This is a genomic window from Actimicrobium sp. CCC2.4 (genome assembly GCF_034347385.1).
In the GTDB taxonomy this organism is placed as follows: domain Bacteria; phylum Pseudomonadota; class Gammaproteobacteria; order Burkholderiales; family Burkholderiaceae_D; genus Actimicrobium.
This window is the reverse complement of record NZ_CP133777.1, coordinates 3,065,135-3,076,830: the sequence shown is the minus strand read 5'-3', so window position 1 is coordinate 3,076,830 and position 11,696 is coordinate 3,065,135. Positions and strand designations below refer to the sequence as shown.

Here is an 11,696-nt window from a genome sequence, read left to right as displayed (position 1 = left end):
TCCTGAGCTTGTCGAAGGCGCGCAATCTGGTGCGTCTTCGACCAGTTCCTTTCAACAAGCCCGGGGCAAACGCAGGGTGGCGAGCCGGGATGGCAATGGTCTGTCGCCGAGCGGCACCGACGCGCTTTCACCCACCTGCGCCAGCACACGCAGCGCTGTCGCGGTTGATATCAAATGATCCTCATCAATATACAAGTGCCCGCAAGCCACTTCGGCTGTCCAGGGCCGGGCGCAGTCCGGATCGGTCACCCGCAAGTGCGCGCTTCCTGTCCACGCGCCGTCCGGTCGTTGTAATCCGGTTAGTTCGTTGACCAGTGTGGCGATCAGTGTGTTCGATGCCTGTTGCAGGCTAGCGATGCCCGTCACGAGCGCCAGGTCGAACGCGCCGTGGATGGCGCGCTGTTCGATGGTATCGACCACGGGTACCCGGCCTTCCGGTGCGGCACCGGCTGCGCGTAGCAAACGCAGGGTCCACCATGTCGCGTAGTGGCAGGTGCGCCACCAGTACGAAGGCCAGGTGCCGTCTGCATCGCGTGTTCGTGCAATCAGGTCGAGTACGTCTTGACGCGCGTCGTCGCTGGTGCCGGCCTCCAGCGCCAGCAGAGCTGTCGCGGTGACGTCGCTGTGCGGTATGCCCCACGCATCATCGCGCAGGTAAGTGGCGAAGCCGCCGCCGGCATGCCGGTACCGGCGCAACCAATCCAGGTCGGCCGGTAACGGTGTCTTGCCGGTACGTTGCAACAGCATCAGGGCGAACGCGCTGGAATCGGCGTCGGGTCCGGTGCGGTTGTTGTAGCCCCAGCCTTGCGGATAAGGGCGTCGGGTTTCTAGCCAACAAGCCGCCGCGTCGGTGCTGCGCCGGACCGCCATGCGGTCGTCTGATTCGGCCAGCGCCACACCGACATAGCCGGTCACCCATGCATCTGAGCTGCCGACGGGCAAACAGTAATCCTCCCAGTGACCATCAGCGGCCTGGCGCGACAGCAGGTACGCGATCGCCCGGTCCATCGCACCGCGCAGTATCGCGTCATCCGTCCGGTTCATGACGGTACGGATTTCAGGTAGACATTGAGCCGGGGACGGCATGCCTGATCCAGGCCGAAACCGATGAAGGCCAGTTCGGTCAGCGGGTCCATGCGGGCGATTTCTGTCGATGGCGTCAGACCGAATCGTCTGCAGCAGACGTCAATGATCGAGAGCCACTCGTCCCGCGAACGCGGTACGCAATGGGCACAAACGTCCAGCTTGAGGTCGGCCGGCGCGTCCTTGCGGGTAGTGGTGGCCAGGTCCATGCCGATGCTGCCGACGATGGCGTTGCGCGCAATGTGCCGCTCGCCGATGACGATACCTAAAAAATCCCGCACTTCGGTGGTCCTGGCGAGCGACAGACCGAGGTCTGCCAGCGCAGCTCTGGTGCCGAGCCGCCAGTACAGCTTTGCGCGGACGTTTGCCGCCGAACTTCCTTCGATACCGGCGCTGACCAGATCGGCATGCCGGACCAGCGGATCCGGGACGGGACGTCCCAGCCAGCGTTGTGCCCTTCGCCAGCGGGCGGAAGGATCGCCCCATTTGGTGCTGACATAAAGTGCCATGCCCGGTCCGGACAGATTGGCGGCCAGCCATGCCCCGCTCGTTGGCAATGCAGCTTGCGCCAGCATGTCGGCGGGCAGCATGGCAGCCAGCAAGGTCGCGCACGATGTGTGCAGCCCGGGAGCTTGTCGCTCGAGTACTGTTTGTACCGCTTGTCCAAGCTCCTGTTGGCGTTGCCGGACGTCGCTGGTCTTTGCAGCCGGGTCGGCCAGCAAGCGCACGACAGGGGTCGCGCCGGCTGACAAACCGATGCACAGTTGCAGCGGCGAGCCGTCGTTGTTGAGCGTCGAGCACCACGGACCGGCTTGGGCGGCAGACGGACCGAGCATACTCACAGCCTGACGCGCGAGGTCATCCGGCGAGCGGCCGGTCAGGCGGGCGGCGAGCGCGAGCAGGCTATCTCCGCTCACGGCAGTGCCGATGGCAACAGCGGCGGCGACAGCATCGGCAGCAATAAAAGCAGATTTCGCAGCAGCGTTGCCAGCGTTAGCGTATGGCCGTTGAGCAGCCAGTTGCAGCCGCACGGAATGCGCAAACCCCGCACCAGCGCCAAAGCGATCGCAATGCAGAACAGCCCCAGCAAGCCGGTGGTCATCGCCCATGCGAGCTGATAAGTGGGCAATACCGGGGAGAGCAGCAATAGCGCGCCGGCGACGATTTCCAGCGTCGCCAGGCAAGCCGAAAAAACCGGCACCAGACGCACCGGTACCAGTCGATAGCGGGCAATGGTGTAGTTGATCGAGGACTGCCTCAGGTATTTCGAGATACCTGAAGCCAGGAACAACAGACCGTAAGCGCCACGCAATAAGGCAGTCAGCAGGGCGGGTGCATCGGTCATGGTCAAGGCCAGCGGCGGTTAAGGAATCTCGACGACGATGACGTTGCCGACCGATCCGTTCTGGCCGTTGATACCCGGTGCACCCGGCGCACCGGGATTGCCTTGCGCGGCCGAATTGCCTGTGCCGCCACGCTTGCCGCCGACGCCGGGCAAACCGCCGGGACCGCCGGCACCGCCGACACCACCCTGACCACCGCCGGTATTGGCGGCATAGGACGGCGTCGGGATGCCATGCACGTACTGGATCGTGACGTTGCCGCCGTTGCCGCCACCGGCACCGTCACCGCCGCGGCCGCCGTTGCCGCCATTGCCGCCGCGACCACCGTTCTCATCGTTCTCGCAGCCGCTGCCGTTACCGCCATGGCCGCCTGGACCGCCCTGTCCACCGGGACCGCCGGGACCGCCGGAACCACCGTTGCCACCATGCGCGTCGACATTAACGCCAGTGATGAATTCAGTGACCGAAACCGTCAGAGAGCCGCCGTCCTGCCCGGCAAAACCATTGGTGCCATTCGAGGCGACCGTGCCGTCGTTACCGCCACCACCGGCGGTACCGGCGTCGTCGCCATCCCAATGGCAGACCGCATCCTGTCCCTGTCCGCCGGCACCACCGGTCTGTCCTGCGGTGCCGCCATGGCCGTCGCCGCCTGCATTTCCATGTACGTCAATATTGTAATTTGGCATGATTCATCTCCTGTCAGTCAGTCAGTAGGTAATTGCGTTGTCCTTGTCCTTGTCCTTGTCCTTGCCGTGGCCGGTCAGGATTACAGGCCCTGAATGCCGGCCGCATGAATGGCACTCTGGTTGCCGAGCTTGATCAGTCCGCCTTTGTCGATCGTGATGTGGTTGGCAAACAGGATCTTGCCCTTGACGTTGAGGACGGCACCGGAGGCAACGTGGATGTCACGGAAAACGAACATCGGCATACGGATTTTTTGCAGGTCCAGCCATTTATTCAGCGCCGGTAGTTGCGTTGTGCTGATGTGTTCGCTGTGACCGTAAATGAAATCGCGCGCCAGGTTCTTGAGCGTGACGATCTGTTCAGGATGGAATGCCGGCAGCGCCGGGATAACGATGCGCATGCGACTTGCCGGGCTAGGCCGTATCGTCGGGTGGATGACCACCGGGCCGATCGATGGTGGAGGATGGCCCGGTGAAAAAGCCTGGTCAGGAATGCCGATCCAGCGCTTGAGATCGGTGATTGACTGGGGTTCGAGGAAAGCGACGCTGTCCTGGTAGGCGGAATCGGTAGTGGTCAGTAGCATGGTCTGATTGGTGGCGACATCCAGATCGGTCAGCTTGATGCTGGCCGGATCGATGTTGAAATTCTTCAGGCGTTCCTCGAACGTTTGTTGTGGCATGTCTATCTCCATTGGATGATTTTTCTGGCGTGGTTGACGCCGTCGGAACTCCGCAATTACTGCGTCTAGAAGTTAACAGGTCGAGACGGGCTGCTTTTGACGGATGTCAATTTTCTGTGATTGCTTCTGCCGGATCGCAGTAATCAAGCTCTTGCATGCCCCGTTGCTTGTGCAGCGAGACGGGTGTTGATATGGCGCTATCTTTGATGGGATCGGTAGCCTTTTTGCGTCCGGAACGGGTGACTATTGCTTACACTGGCTCACATTGATAACAACAACAGAGATCCTCATGAGACAGTTTTTTGGTGCAGTGCTTCAGGTGTTGGCCTTCCTGTGGGTGGTGCCGGTGCAGGCTGGTATCGGACCCGCACCAACGATACGGATCGGTTTGTCGGGACCGTTCTCGGGTGGTTCGAGTGCACTCGGTGAAAGCATGCGCAATGGCGTACGGCTGGCGATTAGCGAGATCAACCAGATCGGCGGCATTGGCGGTCAGCAGTTCGAACTGCTCGAACGGGATGATCAGGCGACGGTACCGATGGGGGCAAAAATCGCCGACGAATTCGTCCGCGAGAAAGTCACCGCCGTGATCGGCATCGTCAATACCGGTGTTGGAATGGCATCGATCGATGCTTACCAGAAGGCGCGATTGCCGTTGCTGGTAGCGGTTTCGACCGGCACCACGCTGACCCGCAAATTCGCACCGCCGCTAGTCCCTGAAAATTACATCTTCCGTATCTCGCCCACGCTGGATCTGGAGGCGCGCGCGTTGGTACTCGAACTCAAACGACGCAAGGTCCGCGCGGTTTCGTTTCTCGCTGATGCCACACCGTATGGCGATGCCGGGGCGCGGGCGTTCCGCGAAGAATGTCGCGTCGGCGGAATTACCTTGCTGTCCGACGAGCGTTTCCAGGTCGGCGATACCGACATGCACCCACAAGTGTCACGGGCCATGCAGAGCGGGTCGCAGGCGCTGGTGGTCTGGGGTATCGGACCGGAGTTGGCGGTAATTGCGCGTAACAAGATGGCGGCAGGGTGGGGCGTGCCGATGCTGGGCAGCTGGACGTTTGCCAGTCGCAATTTCATTGATGCTGCCGGTCCGGCAGGCGAGGGCGTACTGATGCCGCAAACCTTTATTCAGGACTTGGGATCGACCACCAAGAACGGCTTCCTGCTGGCGTATCGGCGTATGTTCAAGACCGAGACAATCGCCTCGCCGATGAGTGCCGCCCAGGGGTATGACGGCATGCATCTGCTCTACCGCGCGATACGCCAGGCTAACTCCGGCGACGGTAGCCTGATCCGTAGCGCACTGGAAAATCTGGAGAGCCGCTACCAGGGCGTCATCACCAGCTACAGCAAGCCGTATTCGCCCGCCGACCATGACGCGATCACGCTCAACATGCTGTGGATAGGCCGTATCGTTGGCGGCCGGATCGACTATGCCAACAGCGAAGACCAGCGTCGCGATGCGCTATTGCGCTTGAAAACCCCTTGATGCGGCGGCAGATCAGGCTGTTGCCGATGGCATGTAGTGCGCTAAAAAATCGGCTACGCCAAGCACCTTGCCGGCTAAAATTCTCTGGTATTTATTGCAGTTATGGATAGCCAGTGAAGTAGCCTGGCCACGTCTGTAACGACGCTCAGGTCTGTGCCTTGAGTAACACCACCAGCGCACCGCTACCGCCATCGGAAGCCTTGGCTTGGCAAAAGGCGATGACTTCGTCCTTCTGTACCAGCCAGTTACGCACCTTCCCCTTGAGTACCGGTTCCTTGTTGATCGAGCCTAGTCCCTTGCCATGGATGATGCGCACGCAGCGCAGTCCGCGCCGGCAGACCGAGCGCAGGTAGTCGGCCAGCGCTTCGCGTGCTTCGTCGGTCCGCATGCCGTGCAAATCGAGTTGGCTCTGGATGACCCAGTGGCCGCGCCGTAATTTGCGTACCGTGTCGGCGGTGATGCTGGCGCGGGCGTAGCTCAGTTCGGCGTCGGTGTCGAGCAGGGTTTCGACACTGAAATCGTCCGACAGCGATTCGGCTAGCGCGGCTTGTTCGTCGGCCAGATGCTGGCGCGCGATCGGCTCGGGACGGGGTGCTTGCAAAAAGGCTTTGTCGGGTACCACCAACGGGGCGACCTGGCCGATGCTATGGCGGAACAGGTCGGCTTCGATGGCCGCTACTTTTGCCCGCCGCTGTTGTTCGAGTTCGGCGGCGGCGCGCGCTTCCTGCTGCACCTTGAGTTGCTGGCGCAGCACGGTCAGGGAGGCAAAATCCTTGAGCGGAGAAGGCATCGTCGCGGGGCAAACCGGAGCCGGACGTCAGTCGTTCAACGATTCGAGGAAGCGCTGGGCATCGAGCGCCGCCATGCAACCGGTGCCGGAGCTGGTGATGGCCTGGCGATACACGTGATCCTGCACGTCGCCGGCAGCAAATACTCCTGGCAGGTTGGTGGCGGTGGCCATGCCTTCGAGTCCGGTCAACGTCTTAATGTAGCCATTCTTCATCGTCAACTGGCCTTCAAACAGGCTGGTGTTGGGCTTGTGGCCGATGGCAACGAAGATGCCATGGACGGTGATGTCGGTCAGGCTGTCGTCGATCGCCGACTTGATGCGCAAGCCGGTGACGCCACTGTCGTCGCCGAGCACTTCGTCTAGCGTGCTATTCCATTTGACGTCGATCTTGCCTTCGGCAACCTTGGCCATCAGGCGGTCGATCAGGATAGCTTCGGCGCGGAACTTGTCGCGGCGATGGATGACGGTGACTTTGGAGGCGATGTTCGACAGGTACAGGGCTTCTTCGACGGCGGTGTTGCCACCACCGATGACGGCGACTTCCTGACCGCGATAGAAGAAGCCATCGCAGGTGGCGCAGGCCGAGACGCCTTTGCCCATGAAGGCTTGCTCGGAAGGGATGCCCAGGTATTGCGCCGACGCACCGGTGGCAATGATCAACGCATCGCAGGTGTATTCGCCGGAGTCGCCGATCAGCCGGATCGGCTTTTCGGTCAGCATGGCGGTGTGGATATGGTCGAAGATGACTTCGGTCTTGAAGCGCTCGGCATGTTGCAGCAAGCGCTGCATCAGTTCCGGACCTTGCACGCCCATCGGATCGCCAGGCCAGTTTTCGACATCGGTGGTGGTCATCAGTTGACCGCCTTGTTCCATACCGGTTATCAGGACCGGGTTGAGGTTGGCGCGCGCTGCATAGACGGCAGCACTGTAACCGGCAGGACCGGAACCAAGGATGAGAACGTGTGCATGTTTGACGGTAGTCATGAAATTTTATCGATCGAAAAGGGAAGTTTCGGACTGCGCGACGTGGCAGCGTCTGTTGGGCTTATATAATGGCGTTTTGCGTAATTGCAATCACAACACGATGGATGGTCTTACGGTGCGCCTCGTGCCATGAATCTGAGTCGAATTATAGACGAACATGACGATCCGGCTTTGCCGTGGGTCACTTCCCGCCGCCAGTCCGACGCGCCGCTATTTCATGCCAAAAGCAGTCAGGATTTATGAGTAAACCAAGCCAAGCCTATACCCGCAGTCCAACTCCCCGTCCCACCGCGCCGCTGCCGAGCCGGTTGGTGCGCTTGCTGTCCGAAGCGCGCTGGCTGGTGCTCAGTGTCGTGGGCATCTATCTGGTCCTGATCCTGTTGTCTTATTCAAGTACCGATCCGGCCTGGTCGCAGTCGAATGCGGTGGCCAACCTGCGCAACTGGGGCGGGCCGATTGGTGCCTGGACATCCGATCTGCTGTTATACATTTTCGGGCTGTCGGCCTATTGGTGGTGCGTGCTGCTGTTGCGCCAGGTCTTGAGCGGTTATCGCCGGCTCTCGCGCAAATACCTGCTGCAACGCGAACCCGAGCCGGAATATCGCCATGACAGCCTGATCCGCGGTGCCGGCTTTGCGTTGCTGCTGGCCGGCAGCGTGGCCATCGAACACCTGCGCATGTATTCGTTTCGGGCCCAGTTGCCGCATGGACCTGGTGGGGTGCTGGGTGAATTGATTGGCGGCAGTGCGCAGCAATCCTTAGGTTTCACCGGTGCGACGCTGTTTTTGCTGCTGCTGTTCGGCTTGGGTTTCAGCCTGTTCTTCCAGTTGTCGTGGCTGGCTGTGGCCGAACGTATCGGCACCGGCATTGAAATGCTGATCGACAGCTTGCGTAATCTGATCGCGGCACGCCAGGACCGCAAGCTCGGCGAAGTCGCCGTGGTCAAGCGCGAGACCGTCGTGGTGCAGGAACGCACTCGCGTCGTCGATGCGCCACCGGTACGCATCGAACCGCAGGTCGTCGCCATACCGCGCTCGGAGCGCGCCGAAAAGGAGCGCCAGGTATCGCTGTTCGTCGATCATCCGGACTCCAATCTGCCGCCGATTTCGCTGCTCGATGATGCGCCGCCGGCGCAGGTGACGGTCAGTGTCGAGACACTGGAATTCACCAGCCGCCTGATTGAAAAGAAATTATCCGACTTCGGCGTTGTCGCCAAGGTGGTGGCAGCCCATCCCGGTCCGGTCATCACGCGCTACGAAATCGAACCGGCCACCGGCGTCAAGGGCAGCCAGATCGTCGGCCTCGCGCGCGACCTGGCACGTTCGCTGTCGCTAACCTCGATCCGCGTGGTCGAAACCATCCCCGGCAAGAATTACATGGGGCTCGAGCTGCCGAACCCGAAACGCCAGATCGTGCGCCTGACCGAGATCATCAGTTCGAAGGTCTACAACGATGGTGTCTCCAGCCTGACGATTGCGCTGGGCAAGGATATCGCCGGCAATCCGGTGGTGGCCGACCTGGCCAAAATGCCGCATCTGCTGGTCGCGGGTACGACCGGTTCCGGTAAATCGGTCGGCATCAACGCCACCATCCTGTCGCTGCTGTACAAGTCCGATCCGAACCAGGTACGCCTGATTCTGATCGATCCGAAGATGCTGGAACTGTCGATCTACGAAGGCATTCCGCATTTGCTGGCACCGGTGGTGACCGACATGCGCCAGGCCGGCCATGCGCTGAACTGGGCGGTGGGCGAAATGGAACGGCGCTACAAACTGATGAGCAAGCTCGGCGTGCGCAACCTGGCCGGCTACAACCAGAAGATCATCGATGCCGACAAGCGCGAAGAAAAAATCCCTAACCCGTTCAGCCTGACGCCGGACGCGCCCGAGCCGCTCGAGAAGCTGCCGACCATCGTCATCATCATCGACGAGCTGGCCGACCTGATGATGGTCGTCGGCAAGAAAGTCGAGGAGCTGATCGCCCGCATCGCCCAGAAAGCCCGTGCCGCCGGTATTCATTTGATCCTCGCGACGCAGCGGCCATCGGTCGATGTCATCACAGGCCTGATCAAGGCCAACATCCCGACCCGCATCGCGTTCCAGGTCAGCAGCAAGATCGACTCGCGCACGATTCTCGACCAGATGGGTGCCGAAGCCTTGCTCGGCATGGGCGACATGCTGTACATGCCGCCCGGCACCGGTTTGCCGATTCGGGTGCACGGCGCGTTCGTCTCGGATGAAGAAGTCCATCGCGTGGTCGATCACCTGAAAGCGCAGGGCGAACCGAACTATATCGAGGGCATTCTCGAGGGTGGCGTGATGGAAGAGGGCGGCGACGGTGCGGCCAGCGGCGAGGGTGCGGCCAGCGCCGAAGCCGATCCGATGTACGATCAGGCAGTCGCCATCGTCCTGAAGAATCGCCGCGCCTCGATCTCGCTGGTGCAGCGCCATTTGCGGATCGGCTACAATCGGGCCGCCCGCCTGCTCGAACAAATGGAGCAGAGCGGCCTGGTTTCCACCATGCAATCGAACGGCAATCGCGAAATCCTGGTTCCGGCCGGGGCTGCCGCAGAATAGGACACCATGCATCTCTCTTTCCCCAGCTTTAGCCGCCTTGTCATCCTCGCCGGCGTACTCGCTGCACCACTGGCCGCACCACTGGCATTACACGCAGCCGCCCTCGATCAGTTCAAATCCTTCGTTGCCGGTACGCAGTCTGCCAAAGGCGAATTCAGCCAGCGTCTGGTCAGGTCGGAGTCGGTCGCAAAAACCGGCGCGACGACAGCGCCTGCCGTCAAAGTCTCGACACCATCGACCGGCACCTTTGTTTTCGCCCGACCTGGCAAGTTCATCTGGACCTACCTGAAGCCTTACGAGCAAGTGCTGCAAGCCGATGGCGACAAGCTGTTCATTTACGACAAGGACCTCAATCAGGTCACATCGCGCAAGCTCGGCAATGCGATCGGTTCCTCGCCGGCAGCCATCCTGTTCGGCAGCAATGACCTGGAAAAGAATTTCACACTAAAAGAAGCCGGCACCCGCGAAGGCGTCGAATGGCTGGATGCGATCCCGAAATCCAAGGACACGACGTTCGAACACATCGGTATCGGCTTGCGCGACGGCGTGCCGGTGGCGATGGAATTGCGCGATACGTTCGGCCAGACCTCGGTGCTGACTTTTACGCGCTTCGAGCGCAATCCGGTGCTTGCCGCCGACCAGTTCAAGTTCGTCGTTCCCAAGGGTGCTGATGTCAACCAGCAGTAAGGTTTGGCAACGGAGCCAGCCATGAGCGCCGCACCACTGGCCGAACGGCTGCGTCCGACCACGCTGGATCAGGTCATCGGTCAACAGCATTTACTCGGTCCCGGCAAACCGCTGCGGGTCGCGTTCGAATCGGGTGAACCGCATTCGATGATTCTGTGGGGCCCGCCGGGCGTTGGCAAGACCACGCTGGCGCGGCTGATGGCCGACAGTTTTGCGGCCGATTTCATTGCGCTGTCGGCAGTACTGTCAGGCGTCAAGGATATCCGTGAGGCCGTCGAGCGGGCGCAACTGTCGCGCGGCGCGATGGGCCGGCGCACCATCCTGTTTGTCGATGAAGTGCATCGCTTCAATAAGAGCCAGCAGGATGCCTTCCTGCCGCATGTTGAAAGCGGTTTGTTTACCTTCATCGGTGCCACCACCGAAAATCCCAGCTTCGAAGTCAATGGCGCGCTGCTCTCGCGGGCCGCCGTGTACGTGCTCAAGTCGCTGACGGAAGACGACCTTGGCCAGCTGCTCGATCGCGCCTGTCATGACCTGCTCGATGGTTTGCAATTTGCCAATGACGCTAAAACCACGCTGGTAGCCAGCGCCGATGGCGATGGTCGCAAGCTGCTCAATAATCTCGAAATCGTGGCCCGTGCGGCAGCGGCCAAAGGCGTCGTGCTGGTCGATGCAGCCTTGCTGTCGGAGTGCCTCGGCGATGCGCTGCGGCGCTTCGACAAAGGCGGCGATACCTTTTATGACCAGATCTCGGCCTTGCATAAATCGGTGCGTGGCTCGAACCCGGATGCGTCGCTGTACTGGCTGGTGCGCATGCTCGATGGCGGCGCCGATCCGCGCTATCTGGCGCGCCGGCTGATCCGTATGGCCAGCGAAGACATCGGCCTGGCCGACCCGCGCGCGCTGCGCCTGACCCTCGATGCGACCGAAACCTATGAGCGACTCGGCTCGCCGGAAGGCGAACTGGCGCTGGCCGAAGCGGTGATTTATCTGGCCTGTGCAGCCAAGTCGAACGCGGTTTATAACGCCTACAACGCGGCCCGCGCCTTCATTGCCAAGGACAAGTCGCGCCCGGTACCGGAGCACTTGCGCAATGCGCCGACCAAGCTGATGAAGGAACTCGGCTACGGCAAGCTGTATCGCTACGCGCACGACGAACCGGACGCCTTTGCCGCCGGCGAAACCTACCTGCCCGAGGGCATGGAGGGGACGCAGTGGTACAAGCCGACGCCGCGCGGCCTCGAAGGCAAAATTTCGGAGAAGCTCAATTTTTTGAAGAACCTCGATCAGCAAGCGCGTAAGCACGACAAGATGTGAGCTGTCGCAGGCGTGCCTGTTGGTACAATGTCGCCACTAAAATCCGACTCCGGCA

General features: G+C 61.1%; 11 protein-coding genes. 4 read left to right on the top strand and 7 right to left on the bottom strand.

Translation table 11 applies throughout. The features are described from left to right. Positions 1-51: 51 nt before the first annotated feature. The 5 genes from RHM62_RS14150 to RHM62_RS14130 form a co-directional block, all read right to left on the bottom strand. A complete protein-coding gene (locus tag RHM62_RS14150) occupies positions 52-1,086 on the bottom strand; it encodes a prenyltransferase/squalene oxidase repeat-containing protein (protein WP_322122721.1) in 1,035 nt (344 codons plus the stop codon). Then, on the bottom strand, positions 1,041-2,000 hold the full coding sequence (locus RHM62_RS14145; RefSeq protein WP_322122720.1) for a hypothetical protein: 960 nt from the start codon (positions 1,998-2,000) through the stop codon (positions 1,041-1,043). The genes RHM62_RS14150 and RHM62_RS14145 overlap by 46 nt, the downstream gene beginning before the upstream one ends. Beyond that, positions 1,997-2,428, bottom strand: coding sequence for a MauE/DoxX family redox-associated membrane protein (locus RHM62_RS14140; RefSeq protein ID WP_322122719.1), 432 nt, complete (start codon positions 2,426-2,428; stop codon positions 1,997-1,999). The genes RHM62_RS14145 and RHM62_RS14140 overlap by 4 nt, the downstream gene beginning before the upstream one ends. An 18-nt stretch (positions 2,429-2,446) precedes the next feature. Further along, complete coding sequence (locus tag RHM62_RS14135; protein WP_322122718.1) at positions 2,447-3,112, bottom strand: hypothetical protein; 666 nt, start codon at positions 3,110-3,112, stop codon at positions 2,447-2,449. Between the two features lie 80 nt (positions 3,113-3,192). After that, complete coding sequence (locus RHM62_RS14130; RefSeq protein WP_322122717.1) at positions 3,193-3,789, bottom strand: hypothetical protein; 597 nt, start codon at positions 3,787-3,789, stop codon at positions 3,193-3,195. A 289-nt stretch (positions 3,790-4,078) separates the two neighbouring features. On the opposite strand from RHM62_RS14130, the gene RHM62_RS14125 reads away from it, so the two are divergent. Beyond that, positions 4,079-5,287, top strand: a complete 1,209-nt coding sequence (locus RHM62_RS14125; protein WP_322122716.1) for an ABC transporter substrate-binding protein — start codon at positions 4,079-4,081, stop codon at positions 5,285-5,287. A 145-nt stretch (positions 5,288-5,432) separates the two neighbouring features. On the opposite strand, the gene RHM62_RS14120 is transcribed toward RHM62_RS14125, so the two are convergent. Further along, entirely contained in the window at positions 5,433-6,077 is a 645-nt protein-coding gene (locus RHM62_RS14120; protein WP_322122715.1) for a Smr/MutS family protein, read from the bottom strand. A 27-nt stretch (positions 6,078-6,104) separates the two neighbouring features. Beyond that, positions 6,105-7,061: a thioredoxin-disulfide reductase gene (gene trxB / locus RHM62_RS14115; RefSeq protein WP_322122714.1), complete on the bottom strand. Its 957-nt coding sequence runs from the start codon at positions 7,059-7,061 to the stop codon at positions 6,105-6,107. Between the two features lie 239 nt (positions 7,062-7,300). Between trxB and RHM62_RS14110 the strand changes: the two genes are divergently transcribed. The 3 genes from RHM62_RS14110 to RHM62_RS14100 are packed head-to-tail and all read left to right on the top strand — an operon-like array spanning position 7,301 to position 11,641. Next, positions 7,301-9,637, top strand: coding sequence for a DNA translocase FtsK (locus RHM62_RS14110; RefSeq protein WP_322122713.1), 2,337 nt, complete (start codon positions 7,301-7,303; stop codon positions 9,635-9,637). Positions 9,638-9,643: 6 nt separating this feature from the next. After that, positions 9,644-10,324, top strand: a complete 681-nt coding sequence (lolA, locus tag RHM62_RS14105; RefSeq protein ID WP_322122712.1) for an outer membrane lipoprotein chaperone LolA — start codon at positions 9,644-9,646, stop codon at positions 10,322-10,324. 21 nt (positions 10,325-10,345) lie between these two features. Beyond that, positions 10,346-11,641 (top strand): replication-associated recombination protein A, encoded by a 1,296-nt coding sequence (locus tag RHM62_RS14100; protein ID WP_322122711.1) that lies wholly within the window; start codon positions 10,346-10,348, stop codon positions 11,639-11,641. The last annotated feature ends 55 nt before the right edge of the window (positions 11,642-11,696 follow it).